The organism is Streptomyces sp. NPDC057280, from assembly GCF_042668605.1.
In the GTDB taxonomy this organism is placed as follows: Bacteria; Actinomycetota; Actinomycetes; order Streptomycetales; family Streptomycetaceae; genus Streptomyces.
On sequence record NZ_JBHUYR010000002.1, the window covers coordinates 1,360,041 to 1,376,797 of the forward strand.

General features: G+C 71.6%; 11 protein-coding genes. 4 read left to right on the forward strand and 7 right to left on the reverse strand.

Annotated elements, in window-relative coordinates:
• Positions 1–82 precede the first annotated feature (82 nt).
• Positions 83–1,072, forward strand: a complete 990-nt coding sequence (gene lgt, locus ACFUO4_RS16710; protein ID WP_383484943.1) for a prolipoprotein diacylglyceryl transferase — start codon at positions 83–85, stop codon at positions 1,070–1,072.
• Positions 1,073–1,136: 64 nt separating this feature from the next.
• Here the strand turns inward: lgt and ACFUO4_RS16715 are convergent, their stop codons facing one another.
• From ACFUO4_RS16715 to ACFUO4_RS16745, 7 genes are read right to left on the reverse strand one after another with little or no spacing between them, the layout of a single operon-like run.
• Complete coding sequence (locus ACFUO4_RS16715; protein ID WP_383484946.1) at positions 1,137–1,964, reverse strand: HpcH/HpaI aldolase/citrate lyase family protein; 828 nt, start codon at positions 1,962–1,964, stop codon at positions 1,137–1,139.
• Positions 1,961–3,178: a CaiB/BaiF CoA transferase family protein gene (locus ACFUO4_RS16720; RefSeq protein ID WP_383484949.1), complete on the reverse strand. Its 1,218-nt coding sequence runs from the start codon at positions 3,176–3,178 to the stop codon at positions 1,961–1,963. The genes ACFUO4_RS16715 and ACFUO4_RS16720 overlap by 4 nt, the downstream gene beginning before the upstream one ends.
• Entirely contained in the window at positions 3,175–4,071 is an 897-nt protein-coding gene (rbsK, locus tag ACFUO4_RS16725) for a ribokinase (protein WP_383484951.1), read from the reverse strand. The genes ACFUO4_RS16720 and rbsK overlap by 4 nt, the downstream gene beginning before the upstream one ends.
• Positions 4,068–5,558, reverse strand: a complete 1,491-nt coding sequence (locus tag ACFUO4_RS16730; protein ID WP_383484954.1) for an ADP-ribosylglycohydrolase family protein — start codon at positions 5,556–5,558, stop codon at positions 4,068–4,070. The genes rbsK and ACFUO4_RS16730 overlap by 4 nt, the downstream gene beginning before the upstream one ends.
• Positions 5,546–6,748: an ADP-ribosylglycohydrolase family protein gene (locus ACFUO4_RS16735; protein ID WP_383484957.1), complete on the reverse strand. Its 1,203-nt coding sequence runs from the start codon at positions 6,746–6,748 to the stop codon at positions 5,546–5,548. The genes ACFUO4_RS16730 and ACFUO4_RS16735 overlap by 13 nt, the downstream gene beginning before the upstream one ends.
• A gap of 8 nt (positions 6,749–6,756) precedes the next feature.
• Entirely contained in the window at positions 6,757–8,190 is a 1,434-nt protein-coding gene (locus ACFUO4_RS16740; protein WP_383484960.1) for an ADP-ribosylglycohydrolase family protein, read from the reverse strand.
• Positions 8,187–9,230, reverse strand: coding sequence for an ADP-ribosylglycohydrolase family protein (locus tag ACFUO4_RS16745; protein ID WP_079309643.1), 1,044 nt, complete (start codon positions 9,228–9,230; stop codon positions 8,187–8,189). Before ACFUO4_RS16745 ends, ACFUO4_RS16740 begins: the two co-directional genes overlap by 4 nt.
• Before the next feature lie 274 nt (positions 9,231–9,504).
• On the opposite strand from ACFUO4_RS16745, the gene ACFUO4_RS16750 reads away from it, so the two are divergent.
• The 3 genes from ACFUO4_RS16750 (at position 9,505) to ACFUO4_RS16760 (ending at position 16,653) form a co-directional block, all read left to right on the forward strand.
• Positions 9,505–10,236, forward strand: a complete 732-nt coding sequence (locus ACFUO4_RS16750; protein WP_079309644.1) for a VIT1/CCC1 transporter family protein — start codon at positions 9,505–9,507, stop codon at positions 10,234–10,236.
• A gap of 371 nt (positions 10,237–10,607) precedes the next feature.
• Positions 10,608–15,200, forward strand: coding sequence for a glutamate synthase large subunit (gene gltB / locus ACFUO4_RS16755; protein ID WP_383484964.1), 4,593 nt, complete (start codon positions 10,608–10,610; stop codon positions 15,198–15,200).
• Entirely contained in the window at positions 15,193–16,653 is a 1,461-nt protein-coding gene (locus tag ACFUO4_RS16760) for a glutamate synthase subunit beta (protein ID WP_383484967.1), read from the forward strand. The genes gltB and ACFUO4_RS16760 overlap by 8 nt, the downstream gene beginning before the upstream one ends.
• The last annotated feature ends 104 nt before the right edge of the window (positions 16,654–16,757 follow it).

Consider the following 16,757-nt stretch of genomic DNA (forward strand, 5'->3'; position numbering starts at 1 on the left):
AGAATTCCGACCCTCCTGTTATGGAGCCGTAGCCGGGCTGCCTGCCGTCGGCGGCGCCCGGCAGGGTAGCGTCGGTCCTGCCATGGAACTTGCCTACATTCCCAGCCCGTCGCACGGGGTGTACCACCTCGGTCCCATCCCGCTGCGCGGCTACGCGTTCTGCATCATCATCGGCGTCTTCGTCGCGGTCTGGCTCGGCAACAAGCGCTGGATCGCCCGCGGCGGCCGCGCCGGCACGGTGGCCGACATCGCGGTCTGGGCGGTGCCCTTCGGCCTCCTCGGCGGCCGGCTCTACCACGTGATCACGGACTACGAGCTGTACTTCAGCGAGGGCCGTGACTGGGTGGACTCCTTCAAGATCTGGGAGGGCGGCCTCGGCATCTGGGGCGCGATCGCGCTCGGTGCGGTCGGTGCCTGGATCGGCTGCCGCCGCCGGGGCATTCCGCTGCCGGCCTACGCCGACGCCATCGCGCCAGGCATCGCCTTGGCGCAGGCCATCGGACGCTGGGGCAACTGGTTCAACCAGGAGCTGTACGGCCGGGAGACCGACCTCCCCTGGGCCCTGAAGATCACGTCCTCGACGGACGGCCGGGTTCCGGGCCTCTACCACCCGACGTTCCTGTACGAGTCCCTGTGGTGCATCGGCGTCGCCCTGCTCGTGATCTGGGCCGACCGCCGCTTCAAGCTCGGGCACGGGCGGGCGTTCGCGCTGTACGTCGCCGCGTACTGCGTGGGCCGGTTCTGGATCGAGTACCTCCGCGTCGACGACGCCCACCACATCCTGGGCCTGCGCCTGAACAACTGGACCGCGCTGATCGTGCTCCTGCTGGCGGTCGTCTACATGGTCGTCTCGGCGAAGAAGCGCCCGGGCCGCGAAGAGGTCGTCGAGCCCGGCGCCCCCGACGGCGAGACGGAAGACGTCGAGAAGGCCGAAGACGCCGAGAAGGCCGAAGACGCCGAGAAGGCCGAAGACGTGGAGAAGGCGGAAGCCGGGACCGAGTCCGAGGAGACGGCGGACGAGGCTGATTCCACCGAAGTGAAGGACGAGGCCGAGTCGGCCAAGAAGGGCTGACGGCCGTTCGTACGACGACGAAGGGCGCCCGGTGATCACCGGGCGCCCTTCGTCGTGCCGAGGGTCAGCGGCGTTGTGCCAGCGACAGCGTCCGTCGGGCCGCCGCGACCACCGCCGCGTCGATGAAGCTGCCGTCCGGTAGGGCCTGGGCGCCCTGTTCCGTCGTCGCCGCCTTCACGATCCTCTCCGCCTTCTCGATCTCCGCCGGGGTCGGGAGATAGGCACGTTCGATGATCGGGAGCTGGCGGGGGTGGATGGCCGCCCGGCCCAGGAAGCCCAGGGTGCGGCCGTGGGCGCAGGAGGCGGCCAGACCCTCCAGGTCGCGGATGTCGGGGTGGACCGACTGGGGCGGCGGCGGGAGGCTCGCGGCGCGCGCCGCCACGATCACGCGGGAGCGGCACCAGTCGAGGCCCGCGTCCTCCCGTACGCCCAGGTCCGCCCGCAGGTCCGCCTCGCCCAGGGCGATGCCGCGCAGCGACGGGTGGGCCGTGGCGATCGCGTGGGCGTGTTCGATGCCGAGGGCCGACTCCAGGAGGGCGAACAGGGCGGGTGCGCCGCCGTCGGCGGGGGTGGTGCGTTCGGCGATGGCGGTGATCTGCCGCGGTCCCGTCACCTTGGGCAGCCGGAGGCCGGACAGACCCGGAAGGGCGGCCACCGCCTTCACGTCCGCCGCCGCGAGCGGGCCGTCCAGGGCGTTGACGCGGACGTGGACCGGGACGGGGTGCTGTTCGGTGAGGAGTTCGGCGGTGGCGTCGCGGGCGTAGGCCTTGCGGTCCGGGGCGACCGCGTCCTCCAGGTCGACCACGACGACATCGGCGCCGGCCGCCAGCGCCTTCGTCACGACGTGCGGGCGGTCGCCGGGGGCGTACAGCCACGTCAGCGGTGTGGTCATACCGCGCCCTCCGCGCGCAGCGCCGCCAACTCGACCTCCGTCAGACCCAGTTCGGTCAGAACGGTGTCCGTGTCGGCGCCGTGCGGACGGCCCGCCCAGTGGATCGCGCCCGGTGTGGCGGAGAGCCGGAAGAGGACGTTCTGCATGCGGAGGGGGCCGAGTTCGGGGTCGGGGAGGGTGGTGATGGAGTCCAGGGCCGCGTACTGCGGGTCGGTCATCACGTCCTGGATGTCCTGGATCGGGGCCACCGCCGCCTCCGCCTTCTCGAAGGCCGCCAGCACCTCCGTACGGGTGCGGGCGGCGATCCAGGTGCCGACCGCCTCGTCGAGGACGTCGGCGTGGCGGGCGCGGTCGGCGCCGGTGGCGAACCACGGTTCGGTGATCAGATCCTCGCGGCCCACCAGCCGCATCACGCGCTCCGCGATCGACTGGGCCGAGGTGGAGACGGCGACCCAACCGCCGTCCGCGGTGCGGTAGGTGTTGCGCGGGGCGTTGTTGGCGGAGCGGTTGCCGGTGCGCTGCTGGACGTAGCCGAGCTGGTCGTACCAGGTGGGCTGGGGGCCGAGGACGGTGAGGATCGGCTCGATGATCGCCATGTCGACGACCTGGCCCGCGCCGGTGCGGTCGCGGGCCGCGAGCGCCGTCATGACGGCGTACGCCGTGGCCAGGCCCGCGATGGAGTCGGCGAGACCGAAGGGCGGCAGCGTCGGCGGCGCGTCCGGTTCGCCGGTGATCGCGGCGAAGCCGCTCATGGCCTCGGCGAGGGTGCCGAAGCCGGGGCGGTGCGCGTGCGGGCCGAACTGGCCGAAGGCGGTGACCCGGGTGAGGATCAGCCGGGGGTTGACCGCGGACAGCTCGTCCCAGCTCAGGTCCCATTTCTCCAGGGTGCCGGGGCGGAAGTTCTCGATGATCACGTCCGCGGTCGCCGCCAGACGCAGGAGGGTGGCCCGGCCGCCCGGCTTGGAGAGGTCGAGGGTGATCGTGCGCTTGTTGCGGCCGAGGACCTTCCACCACAGGCCGATGCCGTCCTTGGACGGCCCGTGGCCGCGGGAGGGGTCGGGCTTGGTGGGGTGCTCGACCTTGACGACCTCCGCGCCGAAGTCACCGAGCAGGGTGGCCGCGAGGGGGCCCGCGAAGAGGGTGGCCAGGTCGAGGACGCGCAGGCCGGAGAGCGGGGCGGTGGGGGCTGGGCCGAGGGGTCGGATGCCGGTCATGCGTGGTACTGCTTGTCGATCTCGGAGCGGTACGGCATCGACGCCGACGCGCCCGGCCGCTGCACCGACAGGGCCGCCGCCGCTGCCGCCCAGCGCAGCGCCTCGTGGATCGGGCGCTCCTCGCTGAGCGCGACCGCGAGGGTGCCGGCGAAGGTGTCGCCCGCGCCGGTCGAGTCCACGGCGGTCACCGGCGGGGCGGGCACGGCCAGCGGGTCGGCGCCGTCGCGGGCCAGGTACAGGCTGCCCGCCGCGCCGAGCGTGACGACGACCGCCGGGACCTGGTCGAGGAGGGCCCGGGCCGCCGCGATCGGGTCGGACAGGCCGGTGAGGGTGGTCGCCTCGTACTCGTTGGGGAGCAACAGGTCGGTGACGGCGAGGAGTTCGGGCGGGAGGGGCTGCGCGGGGGCGGGCGTGAGGATCGTCCGGACGCCGTGCGCGCGGGCCGCCTCGGCGCCGGCCACGACGGCCGCCAGCGGGATCTCCAGCTGGAGCAGCAGCGCGTCGGCGGAGGCGATCAGGCCCTCGTCGCCGGGGGCGAGATGGTCGACGGTGCCGTTCGCGGCGGGGATCACCACGATCGCGTTGCCGCCCTCGTCGTCGACGACGATGTGCGCGGTGCCGGACGGGCCCTCGACGGTGCGGAGGTGATCGGTGTCGACGCCGGAGTGTTCGAGGGTGGAGCGGAGGTGGGTGCCGTAGGGGTCGTTGCCGACCGCGCCGATCATCGAGACGGTGGCGCCGGCGCGGGCGGCGGCGATCGCCTGGTTGGCGCCCTTGCCGCCGGGGATCGTACGGAACGCGCGGCCGGTGACCGTCTCTCCGCGCTGCGGGGCCTTCTCGACGTAGGCGACGAGGTCCATGTTCGTGCTGCCTAGTACGGCGATGTGGGTCATGGGCGGGGTGCCTCCACTGGGGTGTCGCCGGGGGCGGGGTCGGGGGCTTGGTCCGGGGTGCGGGCGAGGGCGTGGGTGAGGTGGGCCAGGGCGTCGAAGCCGGTGCCGTCGAAGTCGCCGACGGACGTGGCGAGTCGGTTCTTCAGCGGGGTCGTCCAGCGGTCGGGGAGGGCGGCGGGGCTTTTGGCGAGGAGGGCGGCGATGCTGCCGGCCGTCGCGCCGTTGGAGTCGGTGTCCCAACCGCCGCTCACCGCTTTGCAGATGGACGCGGTGAAGTCGCCGTCCGCGTGGGTGAGGGCGGCGGCGATCAGGGCGGTGTTGGGGATCGCGTGGACCCAGTGGTGGGTGGGGGAGTAGGTGGCGTGGAGTTCGTCCACGACCGTGTCGAAGTCGGGGGTGCCGGCGGCGAGGCGGATCGCGTGGGTGATCGCCTTCGCCAGTCGGGAGGCGGGGGGTACGACGGCCAGGCCGGTGCGCAGGCACGCGTGGACGTCGTGGGTGCCGGTCGCCGCGGTGGCGATCGTCGCGGCCGTGAACATCGCCGCGTAGACGCCGTTGGCGGTGTGGGTGAGGGTGGCGTCCCGGTGGGCCTGTTCCGCCGCGGCGGCCGGGCCGCCGGGGTTGGTCCAGCCGTGGACGTCGGCGCGGATCAGGGCGCCGATCCATTCCCTGAAGGGGTTGCGGTGGCGGGCGGTGTGCGGGGGTTCCAGGCCGAGGAGGAGGTTGCGGTAGGCGATGCGCTCGGCGGTGAACGTGCGGCCCGCGGGGAGTTCGTCCAGCCAGAGTCCGGCCACGTCTGTGGTCGTGAAGCCTCTGCCGTGGCGTTGGAGCAGGAGGAGGTTGAGGAGGGGGTAGTTGAGGTCGTCGTCCTCGGGCATGCCGTCGATGTTCTCGGCGAGGGAGGTGGGGGCCGAGCGGCGGTTCCAGGGGTGGGAACGGAGGAGGGTTTCCGGGACTCCTCGGGCGGTGAAGTAGGTGGTGAGGGGCCAGTTGCCGGTGGACTTGGCCAGTTGGCGGATGGCGTCGAGGGGGAGTTTCTCCACCGGTTTGCCCAGGAGGCAGCCGACTGCTCGGCCGAGCCAGGCTGCTTCGTAGGCTGCGGGGGGTGGGGGTTGCCGTAGGGGGGGTGCGCTTGCCCGCGCTGGCGGGGCGCCGCCTGCGCCCACCCGTGCCGCCCCAGCGGCACGACTGCCCGCAGCCAGGGCGGGCCATTCTGGGCAGCCGGCCTTGATTTCTGGCAGGGCTGTGGGTTCCTGGTCTGCCAACTTGCTGGGGAGGTCCGCCAGTTCGTCCAGCAGGTCCTTTGCCAGCCGGCGTAGGTAGCGGGACGGCGGTCGCGGGGAGGCGCCCGCTCTCAGGGGGGCCTCCGTGCCGCCTGCCGCCTTCCACCTCGCGGCGATCACACCGGGTTCCCTGCCGTCCAGTGCTGCCTGGTGGAGTTCGTGGCCCAGGAGGTCTTCCGGTTGGACCCAGGTCAGTCGGAGCATCTCAGGCCTCCGATCTCCGTGAACGCGGCCTCGTGGGCGCGGCGGCGGTGGACGTCCCGGTCGTGGATCTCGCGGGTCACCTCGGTGAGCGTCCTCGCCGGTTCCCAGAGGTCCAGGCGGCTGGCCTCCGCGACCGTCTTGGACCAGCCCTCCGGGACCGGGGAACCCAGGGCGCCCGCGATCGCGCCGGCCATCGTCGCGATGGAGTCGCAGTCGCGGCCGTAGTTCACGGCGCCCAGGACCGCGCCGCGGTAGTCGCCCTTCGCCACGAGCAACATGCCCAGGGCGATGGGGAGTTCCTCGATGGCGTGCAGACGGGAGGGGCGGCGGGCGCCGAGCGAGGGGGCGCGGTAGTCGGGGCCCACCGTGTCGTAGGGGGCCACCACCTCGCGGAGCGGGGTCAGGGCCGACTCGAAGGTGGTGTGGTGGGCCGCTGTTTCGCAGACCTTCTCGATCGCCGTCCTCGTGCCGTCCTTCGCGAGGGACAGGCAGTGGGAGACGACCGTCTCCGGCGTCGCGTCCGGTGCGCAGGCCGCCGCCACGGCCGCCGCGAAGACGCCCGCCGCCTCGCGGCCGTACGACGACTGGTGGGCGCCCGCGATGTCCAGGGCCTCGGCGTAGGCGGCCCTCGGGTTCGCCGCGTTGACCAGGCCCACCGGGGCCATGTACATCGCCGCGCCGCAGTTGACGATGTTGCCGACGCCGGCCTCACGGGGGTCCGCGTGGGCGTAGTGGAGGCGCGTGACCAGCCATTTCTCCGCCAGGAAGAGGCGGTGCAGGGGGAGCGCCTCCTGTTCCAGTTCCGGGATCCAGCGAGCGGTCGTCATCAGGTCGGGGACCAGGTGGTCGGCGACGGCGTAGGCGTCCAGGTGGTCGCGGACCTCGGCGTAGACCCTGATCAGGGCGTGGGTCATCAAGGTGTCGTCGGTGACGTGGCCGTCGCCCTTGTGGTACGGGGCGATCGGGCGGGCCGTGCGCCAGGCGTCGCCGTTCCAGGGGCCGACGATGCCGTGGACGCGGCCGGCGTGGCGTTCCAGGATCTGGTCGGGGGAGTAGCCCTCCACCGGGCCGCCCAGTGCGTCGCCCACCGCGGCGCCTACGAGGGCGCCGGTGATGCGGTCCTCGAGGGTGGGGTTCGGGAGGTTCGGGGTCTTCGGAGAAGGGTTTTGTTGGGATGGTTTGGGTGGCATGGACCGAATCATCCTCCTGGCAGGGCCGGTTGCGTGGCTTCCAGGAGTTCGGCGAGTTCCACCAGGTCGGTGCCGGTGAGGCGGGGGAGGGCGCAGCCGGAGAGGGTGCGGCAGGTGTCCCGCCAGGAGGGCGGGAGGGCGGTGCCGCCGGTGAGGGCTCCGGTGAGGGCGCCGGTCAGGGCGGGGGCCGAGTCCGCGACGCGGGACAGGCAGGCGGCGGCGGGGACGGCCGCGGAGATGTCGCCGTTCGCCGCGGTCGCCAGGGCGAGGGCGACCGGGACCGTTTCCGCGGCCGCGATGCCGTAGCTGTAGACGTGGTCGACGATCTCGTGTTCCAGGAGGGGGATCAGGGCGAACGCGGTGGGGGTGGTACGGGCGAGGGCCAGGGCGTGGCGGGCGTTGCGGCCGATCTCCGTGGACGCCGGGAGTTCGGTGAGGGCGGCGTCGACGCAGGTGTGGACGTCGGCTCCGGTGAGGGCGAGGGAGAGGGCCGCGGCCATGGCCCGGGCGCCGTGGACTCCGTCGCCGTCCTGGGTGTAGCGGGCATCGAACTCGGCGAGGTCCGCGGCGAGTTGGGGGTTGCCGGGGTGGGTGACGGCCAGGACGCAGGCTCTGATGCAGGCCGCGTCGTCGAAGTAGTGGGGGTTGTCGTGGCCGGTGGCGGGTGGGCGTAGGCCGGTGGCGAGGTTGCCGAGGCCGGCGCGGACCGAGATGCGGGCGCGGAGGGGGAGTACGGCGGACTCGATCTCGGGGGCGCGGTTCGCCGCGGCGGCCACTTCGCCGGCGAGGGTGGTCCAGGTGAGGTCGATCGCGGCTCTGGTGCGGCGGTCTCGGCTGAGGTCGGGGAAGGTGGTGTCGTCGCCTGCGCGGAGGAGGGCTTCGGCGGTGAAGGCCGCCCATTCCGCGTCGTCGGAGGGGCCCAGGCGGAGGGGCTCGGGGGGTTGGTTGAGGGCGATGGGGACGGGGAGGGTGGTGGTGGCGTTCTGCTCGGCGAAGGTGTCCAGTTCGCGGGTGAGGCGGCGGGTCCAGTCGGGCATGCGGGCGGCTCTGTGGCGGGCGGCGGGCCAGCCGGCGGCGTCGCCTGCGGCCAGGCCGAGCAGGAGGCCTTCGATGCGATGAGGGTTTGGGGTGGGGGTGTCGGCGGCTGCTTCTTTCGCCCCCGCCGCCCCTGCCCGTCCCCTCTCCAGGGGCGCTGCCCCTTCGACCCCGCCAGGGGGCTCCGCCCCCTGGACCCCCGTCGGCCCTGAAAGGGCCTCGTCCTCAAACGCCGGACGGGCTGAAGGATGCGGGCCGGCGTTGAGAGGTGCCGGTTCGTCGTCGAACGCCGGACGGGCTGAAGGATGCGGGCCGGCGTTGAGAGGTGCCGGTTCGTCGTCGAACGTCGGACGGGTTGAAGGATGCGGATCGGCCTCGGCAGGTGTCTGCTCGTAATCGAGTGTCATGCCACGACCTCCGCCTCGTCCCCGTCCGCCGCCAGTACGTACTCGTCGGGCGGTGTCAGCAGGTCCGCCACGTCCAGTACGTGGTGGCCCGCCATGGAGGGGAGGCAGCTGCCCCGCGCCGGGGCGATTGCCGCCGCCCACTCCGGCGGGATCGCGGACGCTCCCCTCGTCGCGCCTGCCAGCGCGCCCGCCACCGCCGCCGTCGTGTCGGCGTCGCGGCCCATGTTGACGGCCGTGAGGACCGCCTCCACGAAGTCGCCGTCCGCCGCCGCGTACGCGCCGAAGGCGAGGGCCACCGCTTCCGGGGCCAGGTCGGTCCAGGGGTAGCCGCCGATCACCACCGCGGAGCGGACCGCTCGTTCGCCCCGGTGGGCCACCGCCACCGCGCGGCGCAGGGAGCGGGCCGTCCAGGAGTCGTCCGGGATCACCGCGAGGGCCGAGGCGACCACCGCCACCGTGGGGGCGCCCGCCATCGCCGCCGCCACTCCTGCGGCTACCGCCTGACCGCCGTAGATGCCCTCGCCGTCGTGGCTCACCGAGCCGTCGATCGCCGCCAGGCGTGCCGCCTCCGCCGGGCGGCCGGACGCGTAGACGCCGAAGGGGGCCGCGCGCATCGCCAGGCCGTCGCTCCAGGCGTGCCGGTGCTGGGCGGAGATGGGCGCCGCCAGACCCCGGCGCAGGTTCTCCAGCGTGCCTCGTTCGCTGAAGCCCGCGCCTCGGAAGGGGCCCTCCTCGCGGTCCGCGATCCACTCGTGCCAGGCCGCCTCCACGTGGGCCGGGGTCAGCGCCGAGCCGTGGCGGGCCAGGAGGAGGCCCGAGAAGATCGCGTACTCGGTGTCGTCCGTGCCGGCGGGCCGCTCGGCCACGTACCCCGTGATCCTGCCCCACCGGGCTCGGATCTCCGACGGTTTCAGGTTCTCCGCGGGGGCGCCGAGGGCGTCTCCCACCGCCAGGCCCAGCAGCGCGCCGCGGCCTCGTTCGCGGAGTTCGGCGGCGTTCCCGGGTGCCGGGACCGAGGGGATGCAGGCGAGCGATGCCATACGGCGGGCCTCTCCTCCGGGGGCTCCGCACAGGGCGCGGGGCCTTTGCGGATGTGTCCCACGGGGCGGTCACGACAAGAGCATCACTCGCCTCAGCATCACCCGGTCGACATCTGAGCAGACTTGCGATCGTATGCGCATTCGGAGGCAAAGGCGCAGGTTAGCCCAGCCTTTCCTTCGTGGCGGACGGGAATTTCTCGTCGTACAGTCGGGTTGTCGGTAATTAGAATCTGTCTAAAGTTAGCTTTGGCTTAGCTTCCTTGGGGGACCCCTGATGGCCATCATCGAGACCGAGGCGCCGCTGCACGAGGCGCACCGTGACAACCACACCCACCGCGATGTGAACGGGGGGTGGCTGCGGCCCGCCGTCTTCGGGGCCATGGACGGGCTGGTCTCCAACCTCGCGCTCATGACCGGCGTCGCCGGTGGCGCCGTGGGGCAGCAGGCCATCGTGCTCACCGGGCTCGCGGGCCTTGCCGCCGGCGCCTTCTCCATGGCCGCCGGCGAGTACACCTCCGTCGCCTCCCAGCGCGAGCTGGTCGAGGCCGAGCTGGACGTCGAGCGGCGGGAGCTGCGCAAGCACCCGCAGGACGAGGAGGCCGAGCTCGCCGCCCTGTACGAGGCTCGGGGGGTGGAGCCGGCGCTCGCGCGTGAGGTCGCCAAGCAGTTGTCCCGTGACCCTGAGCAGGCGTTGGAGATTCATGCCCGGGAGGAGCTCGGGATCGATCCCGGGGATCTGCCCTCGCCGCTCGTCGCCGCCGTCTCCTCCTTCGGGGCCTTCGCGCTGGGCGCGCTGCTTCCCGTACTGCCTTATCTGCTGGGGGCCAGCGCCCTGTGGCCTGCGGTTCTCGTCGCTCTCGTCGGCCTGTTCGGGTGCGGTGCCGTCGTGGCCAAGGTGACGGCGCGGACCTGGTGGTTCAGCGGTCTGCGGCAGCTCGCTCTCGGTGGTGCGGCGGCCGGTGTGACGTACGCCCTGGGCAGCTTCTTCGGAACGGCCGTAGGATAGGTCGACCGCTACTTATGCGTTGGGCCGCATAAGTAGCCGTTACTCACTGGTTTCGAATGCTTAACCACTGGGCATGAGCCGTAAGCGCTGTGGGCAAGGACGCCTGCCGCGCACCCGCGAGGTGAGCGACGCCGCTCGCCTCGCCCCTGGAGCGACGGACATCGATCTGTCCCGTTCGGTCCCCACACACTTCAGGCCACGTGCGCGATACCCCCGTCGCCACCACGTGGCGTCCGCATGTTGGAACGCAGTATCCGGTTCCCGAGAACCGCTCCATCATGTAACCTGCACGAAATTTTGCGCACACGCAGAGGGCCAACGTCGTCCCTCGGCACGCAGATATGCCACTTGAGACGACGACGGGAGAGCCGATGCGTACGCCGCGCCAGCCGTCCCAGCATTCCGCGAATGGCCAGAAGTGGTCCTTCATGGATGCTCGCCCTGCTGCGCAGGGTATGTACGACCCCCGCAACGAAAAGGACGCCTGTGGCGTCGGTTTCGTGGCCACCCTCACCGGCGAGGCGAGCCATGCGCTGGTCGAGCAGGCGCTCACCGTTCTGCGCAACCTGGAGCACCGAGGTGCCACCGGCTCCGAGCCCGACTCGGGTGACGGCGCGGGCATCCTGACCCAGGTTCCGGACGCCTTCTTCCGTGAGGTGGCCGGCTTCGAGCTGCCCGAGGCCGGCGCCTACGCCGTCGGCATCGCCTTCCTCCCGGAGGACGGCACCGACGACGCCGTCTCGCGGATCGAGACGATCGCCGCCGAAGAGGGCCTCACCGTCCTCGGCTGGCGCGAGGTCCCGGTCGCGCCCGAACTCCTCGGCGCCACCGCCCGGTCGACCATGCCCGCCTTCCGCGAGATCTTCGTCGCCGACGGTGCCGGCTCCGGCATCGAGCTCGACCGCAAGGCCTTCGTGCTGCGCAAGCGCGCCGAGCGCGAGGTCGACGTCTACTTCCCGTCGCTGTCCGCGCGGACCATCGTCTACAAGGGCATGCTGACCACCGGCCAGCTGGAGCCCTTCTTCCCGGACCTGTCCGACCGCCGCTTCGCCTCGGCCATCGCGCTCGTCCACTCGCGCTTCTCCACGAACACCTTCCCGTCGTGGCCGCTCGCGCACCCGTACCGCTTCGTCGCGCACAACGGTGAGATCAACACCGTCAAGGGCAACCGCAACTGGATGGCCGCGCGTGAGTCGCAGCTGGTCTCCGACCTCTTCGGGGACAAGGGTCTGGAGCGGGTCTTCCCGATCTGTACGCCGGACGCCTCCGACTCGGCGTCCTTCGACGAGGTGCTCGAACTCCTGCACCTGGGCGGGCGTTCGCTGCCGCACTCCGTGCTGATGATGATCCCGGAGGCGTGGGAGAACCACGACTCCATGGACCCGGCCCGGCGCGCCTTCTACCAGTTCCACTCCACGATGATGGAGCCCTGGGACGGCCCGGCCTGCGTCACCTTCACCGACGGCACCCAGGTCGGCGCGGTCCTCGACCGCAACGGTCTGCGTCCCGGCCGCTACTGGGTCACCGACGAGGGTCTCGTCGTCCTCGGCTCCGAGGTCGGCGTCCTCGACATCGACCCCGCCAAGGTCGTCCGCAAGGGCCGCCTCCAGCCCGGCAAGATGTTCCTCGTCGACACCGCCGAGCACCGCATCATCGAGGACGACGAGATCAAGGCCGGCCTCGCCGCCGAGCAGCCGTACGCGGAGTGGCTGGAGGCCGGCGAGATCGAGCTGTCCGACCTGCCCGAGCGCGAGCACATCGTGCACACGCACGCCTCGGTCACCCGCCGCCAGCAGACCTTCGGGTACACCGAGGAGGAGCTGCGCGTCATCCTCGCGCCGATGGCCAAGGCCGGTGCCGAGCCGATCGGCTCGATGGGCACCGACTCGCCGATCGCCGCGCTCTCCAGCCGCCCGCGGCTGCTCTTCGACTACTTCACCCAGCTGTTCGCGCAGGTCACCAACCCGCCGCTGGACGCGATCCGGGAAGAGCTGGTCACCAGCCTGCGCTCGTCGCTCGGCCCCGGGAGCAACCTGCTGGAGCCGACGGCCGCTTCCTGCCGCAGTGTCACCCTGCCCTTCCCGGTGATCGACAACGACGAGCTGGCCAAGCTCATCCACATCAACGCCGACGGCGACATGCCCGGCTTCAAGGCCGCGACCCTGTCCGGCCTGTACCGGGTCTCCGGCGGCGGCGACGCCCTCGCCGCGCGCATCGACGAGATCTGCGCCGAGGCCGACGCGGCCATCGAGAACGGCGCCCGGCTGATCGTCCTGTCGGACCGGCACTCCGACGCCGAGCACGCGCCGATCCCGTCGCTGCTGCTCACCGCCGCCGTCCACCACCACCTCATCCGCACCAAGCAGCGCACCCACGTGGGCCTGCTGGTCGAGGCCGGTGACGTCCGCGAGGTCCACCACGTCGCCCTGCTGATCGGCTTCGGCGCCGCGGCCGTCAACCCGTACCTGGCGATGGAGTCCGTCGAGGACCTCGTCCGCGCGGGCACCTTCCTCTCGGACATCGAGCCCGAGCAGGCCATCCGCAACCTGATCTACGCCCTGGGCAAGGGCGTTCTGAAGGTCATGTCGAAGATGGGCATCTCGACCGTCGCCTCCTACCGCGGCGCCCAGGTCTTCGAGGCCGTCGGCCTGGAGGAGACCTTCGTCGAGAAGTACTTCAACGGCACCGCCTCCAAGATCGGCGGCGTCGGCATCGACGTCATCGCCAAGGAGGTCGCCGCCCGGCACGCCAAGGCGTACCCCGCCTCCGGCATCGCTCCCGCGCACCGCGCGCTGGAGATAGGCGGCGAGTACCAGTGGCGCCGTGAGGGCGAGCCGCACCTGTTCGACCCGGAGACGGTCTTCCGCCTTCAGCACTCGACGCGCAGCGGCCGCTACGACATCTTCAAGAAGTACACGGACCGCGTGAACGAGCAGTCCGAGCGGCTGATGACGCTCCGCGGGCTGTTCGGCTTCAAGTCGGACCGTCCGTCGATCTCCATCGACGAGGTCGAGCCGGTGAGCGAGATCGTCAAGCGGTTCTCGACCGGCGCCATGTCCTACGGCTCCATCTCGCGCGAGGCCCACGAGACCCTCGCCATCGCCATGAACCAGCTGGGCGGCAAGTCCAACACCGGTGAGGGCGGCGAGGACCCGGACCGCCTGTACGACCCGGCGCGCCGCTCGGCCATCAAGCAGGTCGCCTCCGGCCGCTTCGGTGTGACCTCCGAGTACCTGGTCAACGCGGACGACATCCAGATCAAGATGGCCCAGGGCGCCAAGCCCGGTGAGGGCGGTCAGCTGCCCGGCCACAAGGTCTACCCGTGGGTCGCGAAGACGCGTCACTCGACGCCGGGCGTGGGCCTCATCTCCCCGCCGCCGCACCACGACATCTACTCCATCGAGGACCTGGCCCAGCTGATCCACGACCTGAAGAACGCGAACCCGCAGGCGCGGATCCACGTGAAGCTGGTCTCGGAGGTCGGCGTCGGCACGGTCGCCGCGGGTGTCTCCAAGGCCCACGCGGACGTCGTGCTCATCTCCGGCCACGACGGCGGTACGGGCGCCTCCCCGCTCACCTCGCTGAAGCACGCGGGCGGTCCCTGGGAGCTCGGTCTCGCCGAGACCCAGCAGACCCTGCTGCTCAACGGCCTGCGCGACCGCATCGTCGTGCAGACCGACGGCCAGCTCAAGACCGGCCGTGACGTCGTCATCGCCGCGCTGCTCGGCGCCGAGGAGTTCGGTTTCGCGACCGCGCCGCTCGTCGTCTCCGGCTGCGTCATGATGCGCGTCTGCCACCTGGACACCTGCCCGGTCGGCATCGCCACCCAGAACCCGGTGCTGCGCGACCGGTTCACCGGCAAGGCCGAGTACGTGGTGAACTTCTTCCAGTTCATCGCGCAGGAGGTCCGCGAGATCCTCGCCGAGCTGGGCTTCCGCTCCATCGAGGAGGCCGTCGGCCACGCCGAGACCCTCGACGTGACCCGCGCGGTCGACCACTGGAAGGCGCAGGGCCTGGACCTGGCCCCGCTCTTCCACGTGCCGGAACTGCCCGAGGGCGCCACGCTGCACCAGGTCATCGAGCAGGACCACGGCCTGGAGAAGGCGCTCGACAACGAGCTCATCAAGCTCGCCGCCGACGCCCTGGCCGCCGACTCGGCGACCGACGCCCAGCCGGTGCGCGCCCAGGTCGCCATCCGCAACATCAACCGCACGGTCGGCACCATGCTCGGCCACGAGGTGACGAAGAAGTTCGGTGGCGCGGGCCTGCCCGACGACACCATCGACATCACCTTCACCGGTTCCGCCGGCCAGTCCTTCGGCGCCTTCCTCCCGCGCGGCATCACGCTGCGCCTGGAGGGCGACGCCAACGACTACGTCGGCAAGGGCCTCTCCGGCGGCCGGGTGATCGTCCGTCCCGACCGGGGCGCCGACCACCTCGCCGAGTACTCGACGATCGCGGGCAACACGATCGCGTACGGCGCGACCGGCGGCGAGCTCTTCCTGCGCGGCCGTACCGGCGAGCGGTTCTGCGTCCGCAACTCCGGTGCCCTGGTGGTCTCGGAGGGCGTGGGCGACCACGGCTGCGAGTACATGACCGGCGGTCACGCGGTGGTGCTCGGCCCGACGGGCCGCAACTTCGCGGCCGGCATGTCCGGTGGCATCGCGTACGTCATCGACCTCGACCGGGACAACGTCAACGTGGGCAACGTGGACGCCGTGGAGGCGCTGGACGACACCGACAAGCAGTGGCTGCACGACGTGGTGCGCCGCCACGCCGAGGAGACCGGCTCGACGGTCGCCGAGAAGCTGCTCGCCGACTGGGACGCGTCCGTGGAGCGCTTCAGCAAGATCATCCCCAGCACGTACAAGGCAGTGCTCGCCGCCAAGGTCGCCGCCGAGCAGGCCGGTCTCTCCGAGACCGAGATCACCGAGAAGATGATGGAGGCGGCGATCAATGGCTGACCCGAAGGGCTTCCTGAACCACGGCCGTGAGGTCGCCAAGTCCCGCCCCGTCGACGTCCGGCTGAAGGACTGGAACGAGGTCTACGTCCCCGGCTCCCTGCTGCCGATCATCAGCAAGCAGGCCAGCCGCTGCATGGACTGCGGCATCCCGTTCTGCCACAACGGCTGTCCGCTGGGGAACCTCATCCCCGAGTGGAACGACTACGCCTACCGCGAGGACTGGGCCGCCGCCAGCGAGCGGCTGCACGCGACCAACAACTTCCCGGAGTTCACCGGTCGCCTCTGCCCCGCGCCCTGCGAGTCGGCGTGCGTGCTCGGCATCAACCAGCCGCCGGTCACCATCAAGAACGTCGAGGTCTCGATCATCGACAAGGCGTGGGACACCGGTGACGTCGCGCCGCAGATCCCCGAGCGCCTGTCCGGCAAGACCGTCGCCGTCATCGGCTCAGGACCGGCCGGCCTCGCCGCCGCGCAGCAGCTCACCCGGGCCGGTCACACGGTCGCGGTGTACGAGCGCGCGGACCGCATCGGTGGTCTTCTCCGGTACGGCATCCCCGAGTTCAAGATGGAGAAGCGGCACATCAACCGCCGCATCGAGCAGATGCGCGCGGAGGGCACCCGCTTCCGCACCGGCATCGAGATCGGCCGTGACCTCAAGGCGACCGACCTGAAGAAGCGGTACGACGCCGTCGTCATCGCCGCCGGTGCGACCACCGCGCGTGACCTGCCGGTCCCGGGCCGCGAGCTCAAGGGCATCTACCAGGCCATGGAGTACCTGCCCCTGGCCAACAAGGTGCAGGAGGGCGACTACGTCACCGCCCCGATCTCCGCCGAGGGCAAGCACGTCGTCGTCATCGGCGGCGGCGACACCGGCGCCGACTGCGTGGGCACCGCCCACCGCCAGGGCGCGGCCTCGGTCACGCAGCTGGAGATCATGCCCCGCCCGGGCGACGAGCGGAACGCCAACCAGCCCTGGCCGACCTTCCCGATGCTCTACAAGGTCACCAGCGCGCACGAGGAGGGCGGCGAGCGGGTCTACTCCGTCTCCACCACCCACTTCGAGGGCGACGAGGACGGCAACGTCCAGTGGCTGCACCTCACCGAGGTGGAGTTCATCGACGGCAAGCTGACCCCGAAGCCGGGCACGGAGCGCAAGATCCCGGCCCAGCTGGTCACCCTCGCCATGGGCTTCACCGGCACCGACCGGGAGAACGGCCTGGTCGACCAGTTCGGTCTCGAGCTCGACGAGCGCGGCAACATCGCCCGCGACGCCGACTTCCAGACCAACGTCCCCGGTGTGTTCGTCGCCGGTGACGCGGGCCGCGGCCAGTCGCTCATCGTGTGGGCGATCGCGGAGGGCCGCTCGGCCGCCCGCGGCACCGACCGGTTCCTGACCGGCAGCAGCGAGCTGCCGGCGCCGATCCGCCCGACGGACCGCGCCCTGATGGTCTGACGGTCCATCACAAGACGTCCCGTACAACGGCGTACGGAACGCTGACGGCGCCTGCCCATCTCGTCCCCGACCGGACGATGGGCAGGCGCCGTCGCCTTTTCAGC